A 26,067-nucleotide genomic window follows, 5' to 3' on the forward strand; every position below is an offset into this window, starting at 1 on the left:
GTTATAGGACAAAGGGTTAGTTGTTAATTTCTTATTACACCTTTTACGCCAAGAAGGATCGCTGTGAACTATAGTCTCGTCGAACCCTATCTAAATCTACTCGACCCAATACACTCGTTTTTACTTTGCCGAACGCCTCCTGAGTGGGTTAAGCAAGCGTCGCTGGCTGAGAATCTGCCCGTCATCTTACTGGATCATTTGCACTGTGAGCTAAAAGCGGCTCAAAGTGCAGCCTTATTGCTGCGCCGTTATGCCGTTAATAAAGATCACGGACAAACCCTGCTTGACGCTCTGCAGCCTTACGAAGACCTGGTTTATCGCGGTATCGGAGATTTTCAACAACTTAAACAAAGCAAGCAGCTGTCTCACGCTTTACAAGCCGCAGAGTCACAAACATACGCCGACGAAATTATTGATAAAATGTCCCGTTTAATTCGGGAAGAGCTACATCACTTCCAGCAGGTTCTTGAAATAATGCAGGCGCGTGATGTGCCCCTTTATAAGCTCAGCGCATCGCGTTATGCGGCCAGCCTGATCCGGCATGTACGTACATACGAGCCGCAGGCCTTAATTGATAAGTTAATTATAGGCGCTCTTATTGAAGCGCGCTCTTGTGAGCGCTTTGCCGCACTGGCTCCTTATCTGGATGAGGATATAGCTCGCTTTTACGTGTCCCTGTTACGTTCAGAAGCACGCCATTATCAGGATTACCTCGAGTTAGCGCAGAAGCTAAGCGATACGGACATTACCGAGCGGGTTAATCAGTTCAGAGAGTGGGAAGCAGAATTGATTATGTCTGAAGATACTGAGCTACGTTTTCACTCAGGAGTACCGGTGCACACTTGAGTGTGCACCGGCTCTCAAAGTAATAACCGGAAAAACGTCAGCCGTTAGAGCTCTTCCAGCTTTTTGCCAGCGTCGTTGTCATAATAAACATCTTCATCAAAGTCGCCTTCTGAGCGCGCAACCACACAACTGACCATCGCGTCACCGGTTACGTTAACTGCGGTTCGGGTCATATCCAACAAGCGATCCACACCGATAATAAGGCCAATACCTTCAACCGGTAAACCAACTTGCTGCAGCACCATGGCGAGCATGATAAGCCCAACCCCGGGCACGCCAGCTGTACCGACAGACGCGAGCGTCGCAGTCATAATCACCATCAGGTATTCAGCAACGCCTAAGTCCAGGCCATAAACCTGCGCAATAAAGACGGTAGCAACACCTTGCATAATAGCCGTACCATCCATGTTGATGGTAGCGCCCAGCGGCACAGTGAAGGAACCGACACTGTTACTAACACCTAAACGACGGGTAACGGTTTCTAACGTGATAGGCATAGTCGCATTACTGCTTGCTGTGCTAAAGCCAAACAGTTGAGCATCCCGCATCTTACGCATAAAGATACCCGGCTTAACCCGTGCCAGAACGCGCATAAATATGGGGTAAACAATTAAACCATGAGCGAGCAGCACAAACAGCACAAGCAGGAAGTACTTGGCCAGACTGCCTATCATTTCCACGCCAATTTCCGTAAACAGCTTAGCCATTAACGCAAATACACCATAAGGCGCCAGGTTCATTAAAATAACAACCAACTTCATGATGACCGAATTCAAATCATCGAAAAAGCCTTTCAAACGTTCACCCGGTTTACCAACCAGGGCCATAGAAATACCGAACAGCAATGCAAACACAATAATTTGCAGCATATTGCCTTCAGCCATTGCGTTAATGGGGTTGTCGGGAAACAAATTAACAATGACTTCGCTGACCGATGGTGCTTCACTGGGCTCAAAGCTGGCATCTGAAGCACGCTCAATACCCGAGCCCGGTTGCACCAGAATTGCCGAGCCAATTGCAAAAGTAATTGCTATGGCCGTGGTGACCATATACATGCCCACTGCTTTTCCGCCTAAGCGCCCAAGCTTACTAGGGTCACTTAAGGAACAGGTTCCGACCACCAGTGATACAAACACCAATGGCACAACCAGCATTTTCAAAGAGGTAATGAATATTTGACCAACAACGTCGAAAAGACCATTGGTTAAATACAAAGAAACCCAGGCATTATCACCGGCAACGTAACGAATAATGGTACCGAGAATGATCCCAGCGACCATGCCGATAACAATGCGGCTAGTCAGACTGAGTTTTTTCTTTTCGCTCATAAGCGTCCTTTATTATTCATTCTAAAAAACTGCGACAGCCTAGCAGAAAGCTTTTAAATAAGCAGCTATAAAACTGTAAGCCTCGCTGAACACCTTCTATTGTGCGACATCTGACCGGGTTAAGGAAGATTTTAAGGTATGAATAATAACAGACATACCTTTCGCAAAACGTTCACTTAGCGGTTTACGGATAACATACTGTAATTTTAATACGTCAAAACCTTTATGCTGTTTCATTAACCACGCGTCACTGGTCGTCACTTCATCAATCAGGCCAAGCTCTTTTGCTTCCTGACCTGACCAGACCTCGCCTGTTGCGACTTTGTCTATATCTAGCTCACTGCGATTTTCCTGAACAAAAGACTTAAACTGACGGTGAATGGCCTCTAAATCCTGTTTAAACTTACGACGCCCTTCATCTGTATTTTCACCAAAGATAGTCAAAGTGCGCTTATATTCACCCGCGGTTAATTGCTCAAAATCGACATTATGCTTTTTCAAAAGCCGATGAAAATTCGGTATTTGCGCAACCACGCCTATTGAGCCGATAAAGGCAAAAGGTGCCGCCATGAGCTTATGACCAACACAGGCCATCATATAACCGCCGCTTGCAGCCACTTTATCTATAGCAACATTAACGGTTAAGTTATGCTCTCTTAAACGCAGCAACTGAGCCGCCGCCAGACCATAACCATTAACCACACCACCGCCGCTTTCCAGTCTTACCAGTACTTCGTCTTTCTCGGTGGCCAAGTTTAGAATAGCGTTAACTTCATGGCGTAAACTGTCGACCTCTTTTGCATCCATGCTGCCTTTAAAATCAATAACAAAAAGACGTTTCTCTTTATTCTGCACAGCCTTCTTTTTCTTTAACGCTTTCAGTGCTTTTTTCTGAGCTTTTTTATCCATAAGCTCAATTTTCAATTGTTCACTCAGCTCATTCAGCTCTTTAGATAAATGCGTGACTTGTAAGTCACCTTTACTCTTTTTCTGTTTCTGCGCCGCCTGAGCAATAAGGCCCACAATAAAACCAACAGCCACCACAATAATAGCGGCTTTTAGTAAAAAACCTCCAATATCAGCAACAAAATCCATACCACTCTCCTAAAACGAAAAAGGCCAGCATAACTGCCGGCCTTTGAATACCAAGTGTTCAATAACCTGAGATTATTCTACCAAATCTGCGTCGCTGATTGTCACTTGCATCATATCAGATGCAAACCAAAATGCGATTTGTTGCTGCATTTCAGCCGTAACCGCCGCAGACGATTCTGAACTAACTAATGAAGCGTGCTCTGCATCACCGCCAAAACGAACGATGCCCGACACTGAATTGCCATCAGGTGTTGTTGTCTCAGAAATGCCCTCTAAACCTAGTAATCCGGCTAGAGGTTCGGTACCTGCCAAAGGTTTATTTTCAACTGCGTTTGGAATTACTGCATCACCTACAGCTTCAATCATAAGTACAGGTGTTTCCGATGCGACTACGCTACTTGCATAGTTAACAGGGTCGCCTGAATCGATAACGGTCTGAGCCGCAAAAGCGAACTGTTCAAGAGTTGCATTAATTTGCGCAACTTGCTGTTCTGACGCTTGTGTCATAAATCCTGCGTAGAATTCTTCAAGAGTCGCGCCGCCAGCGATAGCCTGGTCGGCCGCCGCTTTAAACTCTGGGTTAGACGAATAGAGTAAAGTTGCTTTAATAGTCGGTCCGAAGCTGTCAGAAGCCAATAGGAAACTCGCTATGCTACCACCTGGCATACCTAAACTTGAGGCTTGAACAGAAAACTGTCCATCAAGAGCCGCAAGCGGGCTGTCTTCACCGAAAGACGTATTAGCTAAGGCTGTGAAACCAGTTCCGGCAATTGCGCCTAAAGAATGTCCAACAAAATGCACATCCTGACCGTTTAGTTCTTCTGTAGCACCCGCATCCTGAAAGTAATTCAAACTTAGACGAAGCCCAATAAGGTCAGTAATAGACTGACGCAAGTTATCTCGTGTCGTTAATAAACTGCTTAAGTTCATATAAGCGGTAACGCCACTTTCACTGGATGCGTCGATATCATCAGTGCCGTCATTGTCGACATCAAATGCACGCCCGCCATGCAATGGATGGTCGATGGCAACAGTCGCAAATCCGGCTACTGCGAAAGTCCCCGCTATTGCTGCAGCATTTTCTTTCTCGCCCGTAATACCGTGTTGGAAGATAATAACAGGCCAACCATTGGCCGGAGCGGTTAAAGGATCAAGCCCCATTGTAGCTCGCACGCCATTTGCCGTTGCCAAATCAGGAATGGTAATAAACGCTTCTATAGTCTGATCGCCCTGATTTGCAGGAATAGGATTATATCGAGTTAAATTGCGTTCCTCATCAACACCTTCAATATCAAAGCAGTCGTTAGGCGGCAGCATCAATTTTGGATCATCAATCATTGCAGCACTGATTCCCTCAGCTGCAGCATCAATTTCACCAGCCTGCAAAGCATTTAGTATAGCAGCCGGACTATCACATTGAGCCGTCCACCGTCCTGTCAAAGGTGCATTTGGGTTCTCTGTAGTAGGTAACGGCGAGTAATAAGGTAAGTCTACCTGCCCTCCATAAACTTTTGCTGCACTTGCTACAGCCAGAACGTTCGGATCAGTAATTCCTGCGCCGGACAAAACCGTATTCAAAGTAATCCCCTGAGAAACGGCTTGAAGCACTGGTGGATTAGAAGCCGAAACCCGTTGTCCTAGTAAACTTTTAGTCGCGCCCAAAACATCACCCACAGACTGTGTAGTAAAGTTCGAGCTGTAAATCACGCCTTCAGGATCAACGCCAAACTGCTCTAAAGAACCTTCATAACTGTTAACCAGGCGCTGCAGAGAGACTGCACTTGCATCACCTGAAACAGGCTTCTCATCGGCATTACGCTTCATTAATGTATAGGTTTGTGATGGTTTAACATCGCGACCGAGGGAGTCTTGAATATTGTCGGTCAATACCACCAGGTAACCGGTTTTAGGTTTGAATGGACGCAGTGGTACAACGGCAACACTGCCCTCACCCGTTGCTTTAACCGTAAAGTCGGTATTGTGTTCAAGCTCACCTGTTACGGCACATACAGCCGCAGGATTTGCAGCGGCACATTGCTCAGAAACAGCGCTGCCGCCCTGAATCGTTTCAAATACCCGTATTGAACCCTGAGCTTCCAGGCTCGCAGCTTCAATAGTGACTTTCTCACCGTTTTCATCAACTGGTAATGAGAAATTAAAAGTTAAGGTTGAGTGCGTACCCCAGCCATCAAGCCCATTGATAGCAACCTGAGGGTTTGCTATATCTGACGCATCTTCAACCGGCAAATTCAACGTACCGTCAACTGATCCGCTTAAGAGTATGTTTGTTGGTACAGGTAAAGCACCATTCGACGGATCAAAAACTACGCGAGACGCAGCAACACTAACTTCAGTTTCTGTAACAGGAGCTTCGTCACCGCTACCACAGCCTACAAGGCTAAGTGCAGAACCAATTGCAAGCGGAAGTAATAATTTCTTCATGAGGTATCCTCAATTCTTTTTATGATTTGTTATTTTACGTCTTCTCTTAACGATTTTTATACACCTGTATCAAATAAGATGAAAGGCTTTTTACCGATTTTTCGTTCGTTTGCTGAGAAGTTACTCGAATATCGTTACAATAGCCCACTCACCCGACCACAGTCCAATGGTATTAAGAAACTGTTATGGAAATTAAAACCGTACATGATTATCAGGCAAGCCCTGAATTATTGAAAAATAAGGTTATTTTAGTTACTGGTGCAGGCGACGGAATTGGTCGTCAAGCCGCTCTGAGCTACGCGGAACATGGTGCTACAGTTATTTTACTGGGGCGTACGGTCAGCAAGCTGGAGTCGGTCTATGACGAAATTATCGCTCAGGGAAGCCCACAACCGGCAATTATTCCGCTAGATATTAAAGGCGCGACAGAAAATCATTACCGCGATATGGCAGCGACCATTGCCGATCAGTTCGGTAAACTTGACGGCGTACTGCATAACGCTGGGTTGCTTGGCATTCTGTCCCCTTTTACGCACATTGAGAAAGACAGCTGGGACGACATTATGCAGGTTAACGTAACGGGTCAGTTTGCCATGACTCAGGCACTGATTCCGGTAATGGAAAAGTCTCCGAATGCCTCCTTAGTTTTCACGTCTTCCGGCGTAGGAAGAAACGGCCGGGCATTCTGGGGACCATATTCTGTCAGTAAATTTGCTACAGAAGGTATGGCTCAGGTTATTGCCGACGAGTATGAAGATACCAAATTACGCACCAACGTCATTAACCCCGGCGCGACCCGCACAGCGATGCGTGCAAAAGCGTATCCGGCAGAAGACGCGAAGTCACTTAAAACACCAAAAGATCTGATGCCGACTTATTTGTATCTGATGAGTGACGACAGCATTTCTGATAATGGATTGTGTTTCGACGCCCAGTAAACCGGCAGCTTCGAACTGACGTATCGGTAAAAAGGAAACGTGTTACACTCAATAACATGCATAATTAATTAGGTTACGTCTATGACATCGAAGCTACAGCAGCGAGCCGTTAATATACTTAGGCTCGCTTTGCCTTTCAGCGCATTGTTCAGTTTGTCAGCAGTTGCTGAGCCTCCGGAAATCGAAATTTTTGATAACGTCCGCCAGCAACAATGGGTGGGGGTAAGTCCTGTTAGTCGCGATACTATTTGGATCTCCGGTGAGAAAGGAACCGTAGCCAGAACCACAGATTCAGGGAAAAGCTGGGAGTATTTTCAACCCGGACCTAATGATCTGGATTTTCGCGATATTGAAGCTATTGATGACCGCCGCGCCTATGCATTAAGTGTTGGTACAGGAGGTCAGTCACGTATTTACTATACTGAGAATGGTGGTAACAGTTGGCGTCTGCGTTATCGCGGCGAAGCGGACAGCTTCTTCAACTGCATGGCACTTTCTCCTAGCGGCGAAGCCTGGGTACATGGCGACAGTGTTGGAGATGAATGGCGGATGGTACGCAGTGCCGATGGTCGCAACTGGATGCAAGTTCGCAGCGCGGTCGCCGAGCCGCCTCAATCTAATGAAGGTGGTTTCGCCTCAAGTGGCAGCTGTGCCCGCTTTAATAACGACAACTGGATGATTGCAACGGGTAATGCTGATAAAGCTCGAGTATTAATTAAAGGCTCGTTTGGCATTCGCTTTCGTGTGGTAGAAACACCAATGGAAGCAGGCCCTATGGCGGGCATTACCAGTGTGTGGCCTATTGACGATAAAACCTTTTATATTGCTGGTGGTGACTTAAATGATGCTTCTGGCGATGAAAATCGTTTATGGCATTATCAAAATAACGAATTTGAAGCCTTGCCCGGGCCACCAATTAAAGGCGCTCTTTATAGCTTGAGCCTTATCGATCACAACGGTTCCTGGTTACTAACGTCTAACCCCCAGGGCGCGGCGGCACTTAACCTACAAACTAAGAAATGGTTTAAGCTCTCTGATGCCAACATCTGGAATATTCAGTGTCATGGGGATATCAGTTGCTGGCTGGTTGGTAAAGATGGCTACGTTGGCCGTTTGCAATGGCAGGCGCCGCAACAGCGCCCTAAGCTCTAACAGTTCACGTACATTAAGCGGCTGGAGAACTTAATAAAGCCAGCCCACCTAATAAGTGACGGCTATTAAATCCGTGCCGCTTAAGCACGTTAGCGACAACCTGGCTTCTGTTGCCCGAGCGACATAAGCAAATAATATCGCGTTCTCGCAAGTGTGAGTTACTGTGTATAAACTGAATGACTTCAGTCAATGGTACATTAACCACCTCTGCATTACAGGGAATATCGGACAACACGTGCTCCTGCCGCTCTCGCACATCAACAATTAACAAATCATCGCGATGCCAGAATTCGTCAGTATCTCCGACCGGAATATTAACGCCATCATCAACACGACAGTCGCCGTTTAATTCACAAGGAGTGTAAACGATATGGTGCTCCGAATCCTGTCCCGGGCAAATAAGCGTATTCTCTCCGATAAAACACTCATAAGCGCTTGATGCTGCCTCAGCCCCCGTAAATAAAAAGTCTGACGCAACCCGACTTTTCAGTGTGGCTGATTCACTTAATACATAGACCGGATTACGGCTACCGACTCGAAATAAACGCCGCTCACCAATACTCACACAGCCAATGACGCTGCCTTCGCACTCAACCGGAACCGCGTCGCACGAATCGGCCGCAGAATGCGGCCAGCCAAATACATCATACTCGTCTATAGACTGGTCAGGCATAAGTATTGGCAATAACAACTCGATGGACTGGCTGGTAATTGAATCAGCTGATGTCGATACCACAGCTTTCACTCGATAGTGCTGGCAGCTGACAATATTTTCAATTCTGCCAGCCAAAGCCGGATGAGGATCGATAACGGCTATTTCTTTAGCTTGCTTATCTATCACCAGGTAACAGCAATGATCATCGTACTTCAGTTGCACAACACCATCTAACTGAGCGTCGTTATCGTTATTCGTGTCCGCAACAATTAGACAGGAATTTCTTAATGCGTCAGCAGCTTGTTTTATACGTACACAAGCCTCAGTAATTTCCTCTTGTCGCGTTGCCGGACCAAAAGATAATCGAATAGCGGAACCGCTGCGCCACTCTTCCAGCCCCATAGCGTCTAAAACAAAGCTTTTTGTTACCTTAGAACTGCATGCAGAGCCTGAACTCACTCTTATCTGACAGGCGTCAAAAACATCCATAATATCGCGCGAGGCAACTCCTTCTACGGAGAAGTTCAGCGTCGTAGGAACCGACAGCTCAAAATCATGATTAAATACAATAGAAGGGAAAGCTGACCGCAGGGCTCCAACCAACTGAGATCGATAATCCTGTAATTTAGCTTCACTATGAAAGCGACGGTTACTGCCATCCAGCATCAATTCAAATAACGCATTTAATGCTGCTATTCCGGGTAAGTTTTCGGTTCCGGAACGCAGGCCTGACTCCTGCCCTCCACCAATAATTAAAGGGGTATAAGGTGCTGAATCCCGAACCGCCATAAACCCGATACCTTTGGGGCCATAAAGCTTATGGCCACTAAACGGAGCGTAATCAATGGTTGTTTCATCTAAATTAAGAGCTTTTTTCCCTAGTACCTGAACGCAGTCAACCATCCAGGGTACATCCGGGCTATGCTGACGTATTGTCTTTTCCAGTTGTTTTAAGTTCTGAATAACACCGGTTTCGTTGTTAACAGCCATAGTGCATATCATGGCAGCATCTTTGACATGCTCAGCAATAAACTGGTTATCCAACAGGCCTTGTTTATCAACCGGAATGGCAACAAGCTCTGCCTCCAGTCCAAGTAACTGATTCCAGTGAGCTAAAGCTTGGGGCACGGCTTTGTGTTCCGTGGCACCATACAGCAGGTATTTTTTTCGCTTATCGGGAGCAACCTGCATAGCTGCATTAATTGCAGAAACCACGGCCGTCTGAATGCCTTCTGTCGCGCCACTGGTAAAAATAAGCCGCCCTGAAGGCAAACCAACAATTTTACGAGCTAACTGACGCGTGGTATCCAGAATATAACGAGCTTTTAAGCCCGTAATATGGCTACTTGAAGGGTTACCAAAAACTGTTTCCATCGTATGCGAAACAGCTTGGATAATTTCGGGAAGTACCGGAGTGGTAGCATTACAATCCAGATAAAGTTCGTTTGCGTTTGTCTGAATATCTATTGGTTTCATGCCACCCTCCAAATTAACTAAAAGTTATATGTTTATAACCTTTATGACTAAAAGGGTCAATGAATCTGGTTTTCTTTCCAGGTTTGTTCCTTTCTCATTCTATCTTTTCGCTTATCGCATGGTTCATCACAGTCACAGGCTTTTTCCATACCCAGAGCGCCGATACCACCACAGCTGCCGGAAATTGTCTTGCGCTGTACAATATAGCCAACGGCCATTGCCAGCACAACGATGATGAATAAGGCGAATACCATTATAAAGGTTTGCATTAAAACTCCTACTACTGCTCAGCCAACAACGGCTTAAATGCTTCACTCATATACTCTTCAAAACCGTCATCGGTTTTATAAATGAGCATAACTGCCATATTGTGTTTTTTTGCGAAGGACTTTGCTTTCTCCGTTCCCATTACAAATAATGCAGTTGCATAAGCGTCGGCAGACATTGTGTCCTCAGCATAAACTGAAGTAGAAACCAAGTTATGCTGCACTGGAGCACCAGTTACCGGATCAATAATATGCGAATATCGTTTACCATCTTCTTCATAATAGTTCCGGTAATCACCCGATGTCGCCAAAGCGCCGTCTTTAAATTGGACAACACGTTGCACCGCACGTTCCGTTGAAACCGGTTTTTCTATAGCCAGGCGCCATAATGCTTCATCCGGTTTGCCGCCTTTTGCAATAACCTCACCGCCAATTTCCACCAGGTACTGCTTTATCCGCAATTGATCTAATAAATGAGCAACTCTGTCGACGCCATAGCCTTTGGCAATAGTCGACAGGTCGACGTATAGCTCCGGGTTGTCTTTAATCAACTGATGATTTTCTACGCGTAGTTTCTGATAGCCCGTTTTTTCACGAACCGCATTCAACTCTTCTTCAGACGGTTCTTTTTCTGGCCTAGCCTGAGGACCAAAGCCCCAAAGATTCACCAGGGGACCAACGGTTATATCCAGAGCACCTTCCGTTTCCTCAGCAATTTCGAGACCACGATTAACTACCCGTTCAAGGTCGCGGCTAATAACCATAGGTTGGGTACTTTTAAACTGATTAAACTGGGAGAGTTCAGACTCTGGATCATAAGTCGACATTTGTGCATTAACTCTTTTGAGCACTATATCAACTTTCTTCTGAATCTCTTCTTTGTTGTGTCTGGGATCCTTAGAGTAGACAGTGACACTATAGGTGGTTCCCATAGTCTTACCGCTAAAGGATATTTTCTCAGGTGAATCAGAACAAGAAACTAAAAAGGCCAGCCCCAGAAGGGCTAGCCAAATTTTAGCAATCGACAATTTCGATAGCATCATGAATTAACCACCAAAGTCATCCAACATGATATTTTCGTCTTCAACGCCTAAGTCTTTCAACAAGTTGATAACTGCCGCGTTCATAACCGGTGGTCCACACATGTAGAACTCACAATCTTCTGGTGCGTCGTGGTCTTTAAGATAACGCTCATAAAGAACGTTGTGAATAAAGCCAGTATCGCCTTCCCAATTATCTTCCGGTTGTGGATCAGATAATGCCACGTGCCAGTCAAAGTTCTCGTTCTCTTCGGCCAGCATGTCGAAATCTTCAACATAGAACATTTCTTTTTTCGAGCGCGCACCGTACCAGAACGATACTTTACGATCCGTTTTTATACGACGCATCTGATCAAACAAATGAGAACGCATTGGCGCCATACCGGCACCACCACCAATAAAGACCATTTCAGCGTCAGTGTCTTTGGCAAAGAATTCACCAAATGGACCTGAAATTGTGACTTTATCGCCTGGCTTCAGACTGAAAATGTACGATGACATTTTGCCTGCAGGCAAGCTTAAGTCGTTAGGTGGCGGCGTTGCTATACGGACGTTCAGCATAATAATGCCTTTTTCTTCCGGATAGTTAGCCATTGAATAAGCGCGTACAACCTCTTCGTCAACTTTAGACTCAACATCAAAGAAACCGAAACGATCCCAATCTCCATGATATTCTTCGGAGATATCAAAGTCTTTGTATTTAACGTGATGCGGTGGAGCTTCAATCTGAATGAAACCACCTGCGCGGAAAGGCACTTCTTCGCCTTCCGGTAACTGAACAATAAACTCTTTAATGAAGGTTGCTACGTTATCGTTCGACTTAACCGTACAGTCCCACTTACGAATACCAAAAACTTCTTCTGGTAATTCAATTTCCATGTCCTGTTTAACGTTAACCTGACAGGAAAGACGACAGCCTTCACGAGCTTCACGTTTAGTAATGTGGTCAAGTTCAGTCGGCAATATGTCACCGCCACCCTCTTTAACTGTGACACGACACTGGCCACATGAACCACCACCACCACAAGCTGACGAGACGAAAATACCCGCATTAGCCAGCGCGCCCAGAAGTTTAGTGCCTGGCTGGGTCACGATTTTTTTGTCTTCGTCGTCATTAATCAGGATTTCCACATCACCCTGAGGTACCAGCTTTGATTTTGCGAACATAATAATCGCAACCAAAACCAGTACGATGATGGTAAACATCCCTACACCGAGATATATCTCTTGCATCGATTCGTACCTTTTTTTACCGATTCAACACACTGGTTATAAGGATACGCCGGAGAACGACATAAAGCCCAAACCAATCAGACCCACTGAAATAAATGTGATACCTAAGCCACGCAGGCCATCAGGTACATCTGCATATTTCAGTTTTTCGCGCACTGCAGCCAAAGCAACAATAGCTAAAGCCCAGCCAACACCACTACCAATTCCGAAAACAACGGATTCGCCAAAATTGTAATCACGCTCGACCATGAAAGCTACGCCACCAAAAATAGCGCAGTTAACGGTAATGAGTGGCAGGAAAATACCCAGTGCGTTGTAAAGTGCAGGTACATATTTATCCAATGCCATTTCCAATATCTGCACAATAGCGGCAATAACACCTATAAAGGTCAGAAACTTCAGGAAACTTAGATCCGCATCCGGGAAGCCAGCCCATTCCAGAGCACCTGGGGCCAGAATGTTGTGGTAAATTAAGTTGTTAACCGGTACCGAAATACCCAATACAACAATAACCGCGACACCCAGACCAAATGCTGTTTTTACTTTCTTAGATACAGCCAAAAACGTACACATACCTAAGAAGAAGGACAATGCCAGGTTTTCAATGAAAACCGCGCGGATGAACAGGTTGATATAGTTTTCCATGACCATTACTCCTTAGGTTCAACTTGTTCAGTGCGGAAGGTACGCAGTACCCAGATAAACCCGCCAATGATGAAGAAGGCACTAGGTGGCATCAGTAACAAGCCAACCGGCTCGAACCAACCACCTTGTGATGCCAGAGGTAAAATCTGTACATCAAACAAGCTGCCTGAACCAAAGAGTTCACGAATGAAGCCAACAACCAACAGCACCACTGAGTAACCTAAACCGTTACCCAGTCCGTCCAGGAAGGACATAAACGGAGTGCTCTTCATAGCGTAAGCTTCTGCGCGACCCATAACGATACAGTTAGTAATGATTAAGCCAACGAACACTGACAACTCTTTAGAAATTGAGTAAGCGTAAGCTTTTAGTATCTGGTCAACGACAATAACCAAGCTCGCAATAATTGTCATTTGGACAATAATACGTACGCTTGACGGAATATGATTCCGGATAATCGAAATAAATAAGTTAGAGCACGCGACAACCGCAGTTAGTGCAATACACATAACCAAGGTGTTGCTCATTTTCGACGTTACAGCCAATGCAGAACAGATACCAAGGATCTGCAGTGCGATGGGGTTGTTGGCGAATATCGGTCCGAATAATACGGACTTCATTTCTTTTACATTAGCCATTGTTCAACTCTCCCTCACGAAGTTTCTTGAGTAATGGACCGTAACCATTTTCGCCCATCCAGAATTGAACCAGGTATTCAACACCATTACTGGTCAAAGTTGCACCAGAAAGCGCATCAACTTCGTGCTCGCCTTTGGCGCCGCCTTTTACCACTTCAAACTGGACGTTACCGTCCTCGCCGTAAACTTCTTTACCTTGCCAAGTTTTTACCCAGGCCGGATTGGTGATTTCACCACCAAGCCCCGGAGTTTCAGAGTGCTCGTAGAAGTTAACGCCTTTAACAGTGTCAAAGTCGCCTTCTAATGCCAGCAAGCCGTACATGGTTCCCCATAGCCCCTGGCCACGAACATGAAGAACAAGACCTGTTGTTTCGCCGCTTTCATCTTTAACAAGATAAATCTGTGTTAAATTTTCGCGGGTACCCAAACCAGCAGGGTCGTTCTTTTTCTCAAGTTTTTTACTTCTTTCAGGGTCACTCGCTGCTTTGCGGTTGCTAAAAGATGTCGGGTCAATGTCTTCCTTAACGGTTAAATCTTCAAGGCTGACAACCATGGTATCGATGCGTTGCTTGTAAGTTTCAACAACGTCGGTATCGGCTTCCAGAATACCGGCAGCATCCAAAACGTTCTTCTGCATATCAAGTGCCGCATTCTTTTCCTGCATTGGTTTCAAACCAATAGCAGCGCCAGAAACAACAATTGAGCAAACCAGGCAAAGCGCTAGCACGACACCAACGGTCTTGCCTAAACTTTCATTTTTCTTAGCCATTGCGCGCTAACCTCCGTTTGATATTTGCCTGTGCTACAAAGTGGTCAAATAACGGTGCAAATACGTTAGCAAATAAGATGGCCAACATGATGCCTTCCGGGAATGCCGGGTTAATGACACGAATCATGACCGTCATAAAACCAATTAACAAGCCGTACGCAAACTTCCCTTTATTGGTAAAGGACGCTGATACCGGGTCGGTAGCCATAAACATCATTGCAAAGGCAAAACCACCTAATACTAAGTGCCAGTACCAAGGCATTGCGAACATTGGATTGGTCTCGCTACCAACAAGGTTAAGTAGTCCGGAGAACAGAACCATACCAGCAAAGACACCCAGAACGATACGCCAGGAGGCAATACGGAAATAAATTAACGCTAAGCCGCCAATCAAAATCAGTAAGGTTGAGACTTCGCCTACTGATCCCTGGATGTTACCAAGGAAGGCGTCCCACCAAAGCTGAGTATTCCCATAATCCATTTCACCCAGAGCCGCTTTACCTAGGTTTGTTGCACCAGAAAAGCCATCGACGGCAGTCCAGATGGAATCACCTGACATGCTGGCAGGATAAGCGAAGTATAAGAATGCGCGACCGGTTAGTGCCGGGTTAAGGAAGTTGCGGCCAGTACCGCCAAAAATTTCCTTACCAATAACGACACCGAAAGTGATACCTAAAGCAACCTGCCACAATGGTGTTGTCGCCGGTAAAATCAGGGAGAATAAAACCGAAGTAACAAAGAAGCCTTCGTTAACTTCGTGCTTACGAATAGACGCAAACAACACTTCCCAGAAACCACCAACAATAAAGGTAACCGCATAAATAGGTACGTAGAAACAGGCACCATACCAAAGTTTCGTGCCCCATCCAGCACTAGCGCCTAACTCGCCGCCGAACAAGTGGAATAACCCAACCTGCCAGACGTCAGAAAGCGCATAACCGTCAGCCAAAGCCAAAGCAGCCTGGTTACCAACGTTGTACATACCCCAGAACATTGCCGGGAACGTCATCATCCACACCAGAATCATAATGCGCTTAAGATCGATACGGTCACGAACATGCGTAGCCGACTTAGTCACAGTACCTGGTGTGTACAAAATAGTGGCTACGGCTTCGTAAAGCGCGTACCACTTCTCGTATTTACCGCCTTCTTCAAATTGCGGTTCAATACGCTCGAGTGTGTCTTTCAAGCTCATGGTTAGCCTTCTTTCTCAATCTTAGTGAGACAGTCACGCAGCACCGGGCCATATTCGTACTTCCCGGGGCAAACATAAGTGCACAATGCGAGGTCTTCCTCGTCCAGTTCCAGACAACCTAGTTGCTGACCTTCATCAGTATCCCCTGACAACAAGTCACGTAGCAGTAACGTTGGCAGAATGTCCAAAGGCATTACGCGTTCGTAGTTACCAATTGGAACCATTGAACGTGAAGAACCATTCAGTGACGTTGTCATGCTGAATAACTTCTTCGGATTAAAGTGTCCGGCATAAGCACGTGTTACTGAGTGCAAGTCAGAGCCCGGCCGTATCCAGCCCAAAAACTCTTTATAATTGCCTTCCGGAATAACACTAACCTGATTGTGAAAACGACCTAACCAGGCATGCTCGTCATCCGCAGTGTGACCATGCAGGACTGACCCTGAGATAATACGTTGATTATCACCACTTAGCTCACCATCCGTTAACTCATGCAAGTTAGCACCTAAGCGAGTACGCAGTAGACGAGGTTCTTTCACACCTTCTCCGGCAACGGAGACAACGCGGTCAGTAAAGATTTCACCTGTAGTGAATAACTTACCGTAAGCTATAACGTCCTGATAACCTATGTGCCATACCGGGCGTTTGATGCTAGCAGGCTGAAGGAAGTGTATATGAGTACCAACCAAACCTGATGGGTGAGGGCCTGAAAATGACTCCAGCGTGACATCTGCGTCACCAGTATCCACTTCAGCATTACCCTCTTTACAAACAAACAACTTACCTTCGGTCAGGTTAGAAAGAACCTTCAGACCATCAATGAAAGCTTGTTTCTGTTCATTTATAAATAAAGTTGGGTCACCAGCTAATGGGTTAGAATCCATCGCGTTAACAAAAATCGCGCTGGCTTCTGCATCTAATGCCGGAGACTTACTATAAGGACGGGTACGAAGAGCTGTCCATTGACCAGACTCAACCAAAATGTCCTGAACTTTTTCACGACCTAATGAATTGAGTTTGTCGCTGTCAAATTTGTCGAAAGTAACTTGCTCGTCACCTTTCAACTCAATAACAACCGCCTGCAACACTCGGCGCTCACCACGCAGGATGTCTTTTACTACACCAGCACCAGGGGCTGTGTACTTGACACCAGGGTTTTTCTTATCCTCGAAAATCAGCTGACCTTTTTTAACCTGGTCACCTTCTTTCACGTGCATGGTTGGGCGCATACCCACGTATTCTTCACCTAGGGTAGCGACCGTCGTCACAGCCTTACCGTCGGATAGCTCTTGCTGGGGCGCCCCTTTAATAGGGATGTCCAGCCCTTTCTTGATCGTAATCATATGCGTTTGCACTACTCGTTAAGGGAAGATTCATCACAACCAGCCACCAGGGCTGGAAACCTGAATAATCAAATAGTTACCGACACAAACAACCGCCTTCAGGGGGCTTGTCATCGGCAACCTGAAACATTTTCCACACTTATCGTTGGGATTTTAGCATTTTTCCCACAACGCTTACCAGTTTACTTTTGGATCAATATCCGCGTCATAATCGACATTATCGAAGCCAAAACCGAATAAGTGCAGGAACTCCTGATGATATCCTTCGTAATCGGCAAGCTGATGGAAGTTGTCCTGAGTTACTTGATCCCAGAGTGCTTCTATTTTTGCTTGAGTCTTATCATTGGTTTCGTAACCGTCCATGTGAAGCCGACCTGCGTCGTCCAGTTCAGGGTTACTGCTATATAGACCTTCAGTAAACAGGCGATAAATTTGCTCAATACAACCTTCGTGCGTGCCTTCTTCTTTCATCACTTTATAAATTAATGAAATATACAGCGGCATAACAGGAATAGCTGAGCTTGCCTGTGTAACCAACGCCTTTAATGAAGAAACGTAAGCTTTCAAATTAAGATCATCGCATTCGGCGACAAGTTCTGATGCCGCTCGATCCAGATCTTCTTTTGCGCGACCAATGGTTGCATGACCATAAATTGGCAATGTCAGTTTTTTACCTATGTAGGTATAAGCTGTGGTTTGACAGTTTTCGGCCAGCACGCCGGCATTGTGCAGAGCTTTTACCCAGCGCTCCCAATCTTCACCGCCCATGACTTTTACCGTATTGGCAATATCTTCATCGGTAGCCGGATCAAGCGTCACTTCGTGTACCTGATCTTTGTCCGTATTGTAGGTTTTGGTTGTGTATTGTTTGCCTATTGGCTTTAACACTGAGCTGTAGACTTCGCCGCTATCGGGGTCTTTACGTTTAGGTGATGCCAGACTGTAAACAACGAGGTCAATTTTCCCCATGTTTTGCTTAATGTAATCGATACTTTCCTGCTTAATTTCATCAGAAAATGCGTCGCCATTAATTGAATGGAAAGCTAAACCGGCTTTGTTCGCTTGCTGATGAAAAGCGGCGGTATTATACCAACCAGCTGTCGCTGTTTTCTTTTCCGTAGGCTCTTTCTCAAAACAAACACCGAGAGTATGAGCTTCGCTGCCAAAGGCAGCAGTAATTCTTGAGGCAAGTCCGTAACCTGTGGAGCAACCTATGACGAGAACATTCTTAGGGCCATTGGTGATGGCAGGTTTATTACGGACAAATTCGATTTGACGTTTGACGTTTTCGGCACAACCCACTGGATGAGAATTGGTGCAGATAAAACCGCGAATTTTTGGCTTAATGATCATATTGATGTATCCCTGTTGTTCGCATTATTTTGGCTATTGTAACCAATCAAACCACAGGAACACATCAGACATGCGTAATTTTTCTTAATTTGCCGCTATTTTCGACCCACCCAGACAGTTCGGTGAACGTCTGGACTCTCCCAATTGCTCCCACTCACCTTGGGTATAGGTGTGTAACGCCAGTGCATGGATATGATTCATTAGTTCATCCGCTAAAATTTTATTAACCGCACGGTGACGGTTAATAAGTCTCTCTCCACTGAACTTAGGGGTCACTAAGACCACTTTAAAGTGAGATTCAGCATTAGCTCCGCCTGAATGCATATGACTTTCATCCGCTACTTCCAGATGTACTGGAGTAAACGCTTCCCGCAATTTATTTTCAATATCTAGCCCAATAGACATTACGACTCCCCCTCTGCGTTCGCCTCTAATCTTCAGTTTAGTTTACTTATACTGAATCGCAGAAATTTTTTTCAAAAACTTGCTAACTCTACGAATTTTCGGAGAATAAAGTTTGCTCAATATTCAGAGTCATCGACTGCTGCATGACACACTTCATCAATGGCGGATAAGCTGACGACAGCAGGAAAAACTGCATCAACCACTTCGCCTTTAGAAGCCTTTGCTGGTTTGACCAAATGATAGCGTTGTGCACTGACATTTCCTTCTGCCTGCCACAATAAAACATCGGTTTGTTTGAAAAGCTTTGATAAAGCATTTATGCCCTCGCTTCTGTGCGGCGGAAACGCCGTACTTTCCCCCGATAGGCGCCAGCCTCTGAGTTCGGCTTCCGATGCCAGCAAAGCCTCATTAATGCGGTTACGGCAAAAACTAAGCTCAATCGTTGCCCGGCTCAGTTGCCAGTTATTATTAGGCAGTAACTGTTCGTCCAGAGCTTTGACTTCAGCACTGTGCAAATCGGTTGTACCTTCCTGCCCGCAGCCACTAAGAACGGCGAGGAATAACCCTGCCACCAAAAAATTTTTAAAAGCCATAAGGAAACCTCCAAGGCTTGATATTATAACTGAAAAGCGCAGATAAACCGTTGTCTTAGTGTTAAAATTTCTGGCAGTATAGAACGTAATTTGTCATAGGGATTCAAATCAGTTTCATGTCATCCATCTCATTTTTTCGTAACACACTTATTGCTGGTGGTCTTAGCTTACTCATGACCCCTTCTGCGCTTAGCTCCGTATGGATTGAAGCAAATGATGCGGAATTGCGGAACAGCTTGATTGTATTAGCTGAATCAGGGCTTATCAAAACACCCATTCAGCAATTTCCAATAACCTGGAAAAGCTTACTGCCGGAGTTGGATGCGCTTGAATTAAAAGGTTTGAGCCCAACCCAGCAATTAGCATTACGCCATGTGCGTCATCAATTATCACAAGCTCAGAATGGGCCTAAAACACGATGGTATATCGGTGCAACGGATAGCGAGCAGGTAGTTCAGGATTACGGCGACGACACCTATGAAGAAGGTAAAATTAGCCTAAGCCGCAGTATGCACGGTACAAACTGGGCGGCAAGAATTCAGGTAAACTATCGTCAGGATCCCTTTGAAGGTGATCACAAAAAGACTCTGGATGGCAGTTACTTAGCTTACAACCTGAATGACTGGAGCTTCAGTCTGGACTCACTGCCACTGCGTTGGGGGCCGGCAGAGCACAGCAGCTTGCTGTTTTCTAACAATGCACGCCCTATGCCTAAAATTCGAATCGATTACGCTCCTGATTATCCACCAGCCGGAATGAATCCATTCAAAATCAGTTTATTCAGTGCCTATCAGGACGACGGATACAGCGACCATTACCGGGTTAACGGCATCCGCTTCTCCAGTCAGTTATTTCAACATTTATGGTTCGGCATTAGCGCCATTGAGCAGAGCGGCGACAACCGCCCCGACAACCGGATGTTGACCGCCGATGCCAGAACCGGTTTCGACTGGGGGACTCATCAGTTTTCAGCTTACGCAGAACTGGGTATTGACCGAAAACTGGAAACCGACGACAAACCGGTATATACCCTGGGCGCACAATGGATGACAGGCTCTAAAGAACGTCGTCATAGCTTCACGGTTGAATACAGTCAGTTAGACGGCGGAGAAGAACATGACTTTTATTCGCTGGACGAAAACCAACGACAATACTTTCTGAACCACCAGCGTAATCCCGGCTCGCCTTTCCCCCGTGAGAGTCAGACTGTATCTGCCAGCTATCGCCAGTTTTCAGCCGACGGTTCTGCCTGGACGGCGCTGGTCAGTCATAGTAAAGAAAAAGATGATGACACTCTGTCACGGGCTTTACTGCGGCGCACTGAACCTGCTTTTTCGGGGTTAGTTAAGCTCTCTCTGCAATACCTTGACGGCAGCAATTACGACGGCGAAGTGGGCGTGCAATTGAGTGGAGAATGGCGCTTTTAACGCGCCAGCTTCTGCCCTACTCCCAGACTGATGGTGTCCATAACATCAAGCCAGGCTTCATCCAGAGCATTGACTAACGCAGGATAGCCGTCACTTTTCAACGGCATGCTTTCAGTAAAGGTTCCTTTCAGCACCGTCTGGTTATCCTGACTTTTATACTCCCAGTGACCCGCAACAACGGCCCGTGAGTCATTACTTCCATAAAAATCGTCAACCCAAACCGTTAGCTTGCCTTCGCAATTGTCAGCCAGCAAAAGGCGCTGAGCACTACGCTGAAGTTGATGCGCCAGAGGCGTACTCCAACGGTGCTGCCGGGCACTATGCCAGCGGGTTTCATCCTGCTGTAGCTGCAACCCGGGTTTCGCCGCTGAATCACCCACAAATACAGGACGCTTATCCGCATGACACAAAGCTTCCGCGGACTCACTCAAATGTGGAAGTCGATATTGCGTTATCTCATATGAGTTAGAGGAACACCCGGCGAGCAACGCAATTGCTGCACCAGTAACAAACGGCTTGAGTATTTTTGGAAAAGAATATCTGCTATTCATAAGCTTTCGGCTCCGGATCGGGCTCTATAGATGGGCTAAAAATAAGCGAGTTCGGCTGTTCCTGTAACAACTCAATTACCGGTTTTAACTCACGTGAGAGCTGCTCAATTTCAGTTAACGTTTGATTCAGCTGCTGTCGTGTCGGGGAACCTTCATTAAAACTGCCGGTAAGCTCTTTCAGCTGAATAAGATTTTGCTGCAATAACTGAGGCAATTGCTTCATTTGTGGTTGCTCAACAATAGCCGCCAAACTTTCCGACACACTATCAAGCTTCCTGGCCGTACTGTCGACCGAACTCATCGCGGCCGAAAAGTCATTAAGTCCCTGCTCCAGTGGCAACTGATTGAACTTATCCAATAGCGCCGTTAACTTTTCTTCCAGTCGAGTGAAGTCACTAGCCATTGCCGGCATAACCGGGTATCCGGCAAATATATCGTCGCCACTTTTCTCACCAGCGTTCGGATAAAAGCGAACATCGACAAATAAGGTATTGGTTAACAAGTTAGAGGCTCGGATATTCGCTCTTAAACCCTGCTTAAATAATTCTGGCAAACGTCTTTCCCAGTTTTCAATATCGGTATCGGCCACCAACCCTCTTAGGCGCTCAGGTTCAAAGCGAATAAGAATGGGAATACGTTTTAAAGGAGCTTCATCACCGTTTTCCGGGAACCAACGCAGCGGCACCTCTCTTACCGTGCCAACACGCACCCCTTTAAATTGAACAGGAGCTCCTTTTTCAAGACCCGCAATAGACTCATCCAGTAAAACAACGTAATCAATACCGTGAATATAGCCTTGCTGTTTTGCTTCCTCCAGACTTTCAAACAGCTCGAACTCCTGTTCACTGGTAAGCTTATCCCCCCGTGGCTGTCCTTCAGGAACACCAAAAGTCACACTGGCTCCCAATAGGGACTCGATGGAGCCCAAAGCCAAGTCCAGTCCCTGAGAATTCCACTGAATAGAAACGCCCCGCTGCAACCAGAACCGCGTATTTTCGGTAATAAGCTCATCATAAGGAGCCTTCACAAAAATTTGATATCGAGTTTGTCGTTCATCGACCTGAAACTCCGACTGCTCTACCTGACCAACGGTGAAACCTTGATATTGCACTGAATCACCTACTGTTACGCTGGTTTGCCCCTCGCTGGTCAAATTTAACCGGCGCCCTGGAGTTTCCTGAGAAGTAACAGGTGGCTGTTCCAGTGCTTTAAAATGCGACTGCTGCTCCTTAGAGTCTCCTGGCTGCAAACGAATATACGCACCTGATAGTAAAGTTCCCAACCCGCTAATTCCCTGTCGTCCAATTCTGGGTTTTACTACCCAAATTCGGGTCTCCGGGTTTAACATTCGCTCGGTGCCTTCGTTCATCGCCACTTCTATAACAGCCGAAGAAAAGTCTTCCGACAGGCGCACTTCAGTAACCTGTCCGACGTCTACGTTACGAACTTTCACCTGAGTTTTTCCGGCTTCGATGCCTTCGGCGTCCCCTACTGCCACAGTAATAGTGGGCCCGGTTCCGCGCGTATCCTGCCAAACCATCCAAAGCGCCACAGCAAGAGCCAGCAGCGGTACAATCCAGACCGGTGATATGCCGGAAAATTTGCGGACCTTAGTCGTTGAACTCTCTGTCATTTATCTGCCTCTCGCCAGAATAAGCGTGTATCAAAACTCATCGCTGCAAGCATAGTAAGAACCACAGCTGCCGCGAATGAAACCGCAGCACTGCCCGGGTAAACCGACATAACGGAACCACTACGAACCAAAGCTACCAGTATCGCAACAACAAAAATATCGATCATTGACCAGCGCCCTATCCAGTCCGTCAGTTTGAATAAAATAAGACGGTGGCGAACCGTTTGCGGGGTTTGCCAGCGAGCTAATATTAGCAAAGTTATCAGCACCAGTACTTTAGCCACAGGTATAACCAGACTGGCGACGAAAACAATAGCCGCTATTGGTTTATCCCCACTTTGCCATAACTCCGTTACTCCGCCAATTATGGTTGACGGTTGGTCGCTACCAAATCGGACGGTTTCCATAACCGGTAACCAATGCGCCGGAATTAACATAATAGCGCCGGCAGTAATTAACGCGACCGTTGTGCCTGGCCTACGCCACCAGGATGTTTTCTGTGGCTCTGTGCATTGGTAACAAGTATCAGCGTTCTGAGAATTCAGCGCATAACATACCGGGCAAGTCTGTAACCCTTGTTCAAATGCCGTCATTCCGGGTTGACCGTCAGGTGCTGACTGCGACGTTTTAATCAAATGCCGCCAAACGGGCGTCTGTTTCACCCGCTCATAAACGAAAAGTAACAGCACAACAAAGGCGCTAAAGCTCCAGAAGCCCTCCAGTAAGCGAATATCTGCCAGGCTGGAGATCTTAACCAACGCCACCAAAGTGCCAAGCAGGAAAACGTCGGTCATTAACCAGGGTTTTAGATGTTCGGTTAAGCGCAGTAAATATAGACTACTTCGGTTTCGTGCTGCGTTTTTAGCATGACTGTAAACCCAAATCAGGCTCACCAGGTAAATAAACGGAATGAGAATAACCGTTAAAAGAACTAACACAGCCAATACTTTTTCGTGAAAATAAGAAAGCTGCCACGCAGTGTCCAGTAGGGTCATTGACTGTTCAACACCGGCCGCAGAATAACGAATAAAGTCGACCGATAGACTGGCTAAAAGCATTACCAGAGCCGAGGTGGCTATTGCCACCAAAGTAAAATGCTCTGTTCTCCTGCCATGCTCCAGAACGTACCCGCAACGTGGGCACTCAGCGCGTTCATTCCCGGAAAGAGAGACGAGTCGGCTTACCCAGTCACATTGAGGGCAGCCGACAACATCATTCTTTTCGCTCTGCGTTATCCTGCTCGACGTCATTTTCTTCAGGCTCCGCTGAAATCATGGCTATTACTGTCCAACCCGACTGTGGTATCAATTCCCTTTCAGTGGTAAAAATATGGAGTTTTTCGGCATCGTCCAGCGCAAACATCGGCAAAGCACGAGTTCCATACTTCTGCTGGTAGTCTGCAAAACTAAAACTGTCGGTAATAGGTGTCGACTTAATTTTAGCGCCTTTAAAATGCAGGCTTGCAAGCTTTGAATAGGTTACGCTGTCGCCAAATAAGTTTAATGTCTTGCGGTAACTTTCGGTCAACTGATGGCTGGCTCGGTAATCCTGCTCTCCACCGTTTAAACCATGCACTTTTCTGGAACCAAACCAATCCTGATAGTACATAGACACTAAGGGGTTCAGCTGTTTGTAGGGCGACATAACCAACAACTGGCCAAGGCCGGTTAAATCAATATTATTAGCTGCGTGTTCAGAAGCCGGGTTACCAAAATACACAGGTAAGTTATCCATTCGCGCTAACTTGATGTTTTCCCAGTTGGTATCAGCCAGGCGAACCGGAATGCCGCTTTCCTGTATGCTTTTTGCAACCGCCCGCGCCATTTGGTTGGCACCGAAAATTAAGAACCCTTTGGCTTGAGGTTCCAGCAGCCCAAGCATTCTGGCCAGCGGTTTTGCAGTTAAACTCTGCAATACAACGGTGGTCATTATCACTAGAAAAACCAACGGAACAACCGCCGCGGCTTCAGTCCAGCCTGACTCTTCCATTTTTAATGCGAACAATGCAGAAACTGCCGCCGCTACAATACCACGGGGGGCTATCCAGGATAATAGGACCTTATCTTTAAACCTCAGCTCGGTTCCTATCGCAGACAACCAAACAGCCAGAGGGCGCACCGCAAACAAAATAATGGCAATTAGAATAACCGCGGGCATTCCCAACGCATCAAATTCTGCAAAATCCAGCCGCGCTGCCAAAATAATGAAAAGCGCAGAAATAAGGAGCACACTGAGAGTTTCCTTAAACTCTAGTATTTCTTCCATATTGAGGTTACGCGTATTGGCCATAACCATACCCATAACCGTAACGGTTAATAAGCCAGACTCATGCTGAATAGCATTAGATAGCGCGAAAACACCCAGCACTATGGTTAAGGTAGCAACGTTCTGTAAGTAATGCGGAAACCAGCCTCGCCCCAGAGCCAGGCCAAGCAAGCGCGCTGCGCCCCAACCCAGAGCAAAGCCCAAAGCGATAGTGGTTGCAAAGGCCTGCAAAGCATGCAGGAAAGCAACATCCTGGCTGGCAATAATAAACTCGTATACCAGTACCGCGAGCAAGGCACCCAGCGGATCAATAATAATGCCTTCCCAGCGCAAAATATTCGCTAACTTATTAATCGGCCGGATAGACCGTATCATGGGCTGGATAACGGTCGGCCCTGTGACCACAACAAGGGCTCCGAACAAGGCTGAAATTTCCCAGCCATAGCCCATAATAAAATGCGTTAGTATGGCGATAACAACAAAGGTTACCAGCATGCCGATGCTAACCAGGTTGGTTACCATGCGACCATGACCACGAATTTCTTCAAATTTCAGGGTCAGGCTGCCTTCAAATAAAATAACCGCCACCGCTAATGAGACAAAAGGAAAGAGTAAATCCTCAAATAGCGAGTCTGGTTCAAGTAACCCCAGAGTGGGCCCTAGCAGTAAGCCACAAATTAATAACGGCAGTATTGCCGGCAACTTAATACGCCACGCTAACCACTGACAACTAATGGACAATACGCCAATCAGGGCAAGCATCGATAAGTCAGACATAA

The 26,067-nt window shown here is 46.3% G+C and carries 23 protein-coding genes; 4 read left to right on the forward strand and 19 right to left on the reverse strand.

The genetic code is table 11. The annotated features are described in order from the left end of the window. Positions 1–63: 63 nt before the first annotated feature. Positions 64–846 carry a tRNA isopentenyl-2-thiomethyl-A-37 hydroxylase MiaE gene (gene miaE / locus B2U97_RS02310; RefSeq protein ID WP_286825100.1) on the forward strand — a complete coding sequence of 261 codons (783 nt, stop codon included), beginning with the start codon at positions 64–66 and terminating at the stop codon, positions 844–846. Positions 847–890: 44 nt separating this feature from the next. Here miaE and B2U97_RS02315 read toward each other — a convergent pair whose 3' ends face one another. From B2U97_RS02315 to B2U97_RS02325, 3 genes are all read right to left on the reverse strand, one after another. Further along, on the reverse strand, positions 891–2,174 hold the full coding sequence (locus tag B2U97_RS02315; protein ID WP_286825103.1) for a dicarboxylate/amino acid:cation symporter: 1,284 nt from the start codon (positions 2,172–2,174) through the stop codon (positions 891–893). Between the two features lie 96 nt (positions 2,175–2,270). Continuing rightward, entirely contained in the window at positions 2,271–3,269 is a 999-nt protein-coding gene (gene sohB, locus B2U97_RS02320) for a protease SohB (RefSeq protein ID WP_153848953.1), read from the reverse strand. A gap of 72 nt (positions 3,270–3,341) precedes the next feature. Further along, the gene (locus tag B2U97_RS02325) at positions 3,342–5,711 is read right to left on the reverse strand and encodes a VolA/Pla-1 family phospholipase (RefSeq protein ID WP_286825107.1); all 2,370 of its coding nucleotides are present in this window, start codon (positions 5,709–5,711) and stop codon (positions 3,342–3,344) included. Between the two features lie 185 nt (positions 5,712–5,896). On the opposite strand from B2U97_RS02325, the gene B2U97_RS02330 reads away from it, so the two are divergent. Together B2U97_RS02330 and B2U97_RS02335 are read left to right on the forward strand one after the other, a co-directional pair. Continuing rightward, positions 5,897–6,649, forward strand: coding sequence for a YciK family oxidoreductase (locus B2U97_RS02330; protein WP_272988226.1), 753 nt, complete (start codon positions 5,897–5,899; stop codon positions 6,647–6,649). 81 nt (positions 6,650–6,730) lie between these two features. Further along, the gene (locus tag B2U97_RS02335; protein WP_114981575.1) at positions 6,731–7,801 is read left to right on the forward strand and encodes a WD40/YVTN/BNR-like repeat-containing protein; all 1,071 of its coding nucleotides are present in this window, start codon (positions 6,731–6,733) and stop codon (positions 7,799–7,801) included. Between the two features lie 13 nt (positions 7,802–7,814). Here the strand turns inward: B2U97_RS02335 and B2U97_RS02340 are convergent, their stop codons facing one another. The 12 genes from B2U97_RS02340 to B2U97_RS02395 all read right to left on the reverse strand — a co-directional run bounded on the left by B2U97_RS02340 (position 7,815) and on the right by B2U97_RS02395 (position 19,412). After that, positions 7,815–9,932, reverse strand: a complete 2,118-nt coding sequence (locus B2U97_RS02340; protein ID WP_153848952.1) for an aminotransferase class V-fold PLP-dependent enzyme — start codon at positions 9,930–9,932, stop codon at positions 7,815–7,817. 56 nt (positions 9,933–9,988) lie between these two features. Continuing rightward, the gene (gene nqrM / locus B2U97_RS02345; RefSeq protein ID WP_011234294.1) at positions 9,989–10,201 is read right to left on the reverse strand and encodes a (Na+)-NQR maturation NqrM; all 213 of its coding nucleotides are present in this window, start codon (positions 10,199–10,201) and stop codon (positions 9,989–9,991) included. A gap of 11 nt (positions 10,202–10,212) precedes the next feature. Beyond that, positions 10,213–11,241 (reverse strand): FAD:protein FMN transferase, encoded by a 1,029-nt coding sequence (locus tag B2U97_RS02350; protein ID WP_011234295.1) that lies wholly within the window; start codon positions 11,239–11,241, stop codon positions 10,213–10,215. A gap of 3 nt (positions 11,242–11,244) precedes the next feature. Further along, on the reverse strand, positions 11,245–12,471 hold the full coding sequence (gene nqrF, locus B2U97_RS02355) for an NADH:ubiquinone reductase (Na(+)-transporting) subunit F (RefSeq protein WP_011234296.1): 1,227 nt from the start codon (positions 12,469–12,471) through the stop codon (positions 11,245–11,247). A 36-nt stretch (positions 12,472–12,507) separates the two neighbouring features. Next, entirely contained in the window at positions 12,508–13,116 is a 609-nt protein-coding gene (nqrE, locus tag B2U97_RS02360; protein WP_011234297.1) for an NADH:ubiquinone reductase (Na(+)-transporting) subunit E, read from the reverse strand. 5 nt (positions 13,117–13,121) lie between these two features. Beyond that, positions 13,122–13,754: an NADH:ubiquinone reductase (Na(+)-transporting) subunit D gene (locus tag B2U97_RS02365; protein WP_011234298.1), complete on the reverse strand. Its 633-nt coding sequence runs from the start codon at positions 13,752–13,754 to the stop codon at positions 13,122–13,124. Further along, positions 13,747–14,523 (reverse strand): Na(+)-translocating NADH-quinone reductase subunit C, encoded by a 777-nt coding sequence (locus B2U97_RS02370; protein WP_011234299.1) that lies wholly within the window; start codon positions 14,521–14,523, stop codon positions 13,747–13,749. Before B2U97_RS02370 ends, B2U97_RS02365 begins: the two co-directional genes overlap by 8 nt. Next, the gene (locus B2U97_RS02375; protein ID WP_114981577.1) at positions 14,516–15,718 is read right to left on the reverse strand and encodes an NADH:ubiquinone reductase (Na(+)-transporting) subunit B; all 1,203 of its coding nucleotides are present in this window, start codon (positions 15,716–15,718) and stop codon (positions 14,516–14,518) included. Before B2U97_RS02375 ends, B2U97_RS02370 begins: the two co-directional genes overlap by 8 nt. Before the next feature lie 2 nt (positions 15,719–15,720). Next, a complete protein-coding gene (locus tag B2U97_RS02380; protein ID WP_011234301.1) occupies positions 15,721–17,061 on the reverse strand; it encodes a Na(+)-translocating NADH-quinone reductase subunit A in 1,341 nt (446 codons plus the stop codon). Positions 17,062–17,235: 174 nt separating this feature from the next. Continuing rightward, positions 17,236–18,414: an enoyl-ACP reductase FabV gene (fabV, locus tag B2U97_RS02385; protein ID WP_286825147.1), complete on the reverse strand. Its 1,179-nt coding sequence runs from the start codon at positions 18,412–18,414 to the stop codon at positions 17,236–17,238. An 84-nt stretch (positions 18,415–18,498) separates the two neighbouring features. Then, positions 18,499–18,819 carry a BolA family protein gene (locus B2U97_RS02390; protein WP_011234303.1) on the reverse strand — a complete coding sequence of 107 codons (321 nt, stop codon included), beginning with the start codon at positions 18,817–18,819 and terminating at the stop codon, positions 18,499–18,501. Between the two features lie 116 nt (positions 18,820–18,935). Next, complete coding sequence (locus tag B2U97_RS02395; protein WP_011234304.1) at positions 18,936–19,412, reverse strand: hypothetical protein; 477 nt, start codon at positions 19,410–19,412, stop codon at positions 18,936–18,938. Positions 19,413–19,528: 116 nt separating this feature from the next. Here B2U97_RS02395 and B2U97_RS02400 point away from each other — a divergent pair, with 116 nt between their 5' ends. Further along, positions 19,529–20,839, forward strand: a complete 1,311-nt coding sequence (locus tag B2U97_RS02400; RefSeq protein ID WP_011234305.1) for a capsule assembly Wzi family protein — start codon at positions 19,529–19,531, stop codon at positions 20,837–20,839. Here B2U97_RS02400 and B2U97_RS02405 read toward each other — a convergent pair. From B2U97_RS02405 to B2U97_RS02420, 4 genes are read right to left on the reverse strand one after another with little or no spacing between them, the layout of a single operon-like run. Beyond that, positions 20,836–21,390 carry a PqiC family protein gene (locus tag B2U97_RS02405; protein WP_110012668.1) on the reverse strand — a complete coding sequence of 185 codons (555 nt, stop codon included), beginning with the start codon at positions 21,388–21,390 and terminating at the stop codon, positions 20,836–20,838. The genes B2U97_RS02400 and B2U97_RS02405 overlap by 4 nt on opposite strands. Continuing rightward, complete coding sequence (pqiB, locus tag B2U97_RS02410; RefSeq protein WP_011234307.1) at positions 21,383–23,023, reverse strand: intermembrane transport protein PqiB; 1,641 nt, start codon at positions 23,021–23,023, stop codon at positions 21,383–21,385. Before pqiB ends, B2U97_RS02405 begins: the two co-directional genes overlap by 8 nt. Then, positions 23,020–24,273 (reverse strand): PqiA/YebS family transporter subunit, encoded by a 1,254-nt coding sequence (locus B2U97_RS02415; protein WP_110012670.1) that lies wholly within the window; start codon positions 24,271–24,273, stop codon positions 23,020–23,022. Before B2U97_RS02415 ends, pqiB begins: the two co-directional genes overlap by 4 nt. Further along, positions 24,236–26,065 (reverse strand): cation:proton antiporter, encoded by a 1,830-nt coding sequence (locus tag B2U97_RS02420; RefSeq protein ID WP_034819903.1) that lies wholly within the window; start codon positions 26,063–26,065, stop codon positions 24,236–24,238. The genes B2U97_RS02415 and B2U97_RS02420 overlap by 38 nt, the downstream gene beginning before the upstream one ends. Between the last annotated feature and the right edge of the window lie 2 nt (positions 26,066–26,067).

The sequence above is a fragment of the Idiomarina sp. UBA3176 genome (genome assembly GCF_002364295.1).
Classification (GTDB): Bacteria; Pseudomonadota; Gammaproteobacteria; order Enterobacterales; family Alteromonadaceae; genus Idiomarina; species Idiomarina loihiensis.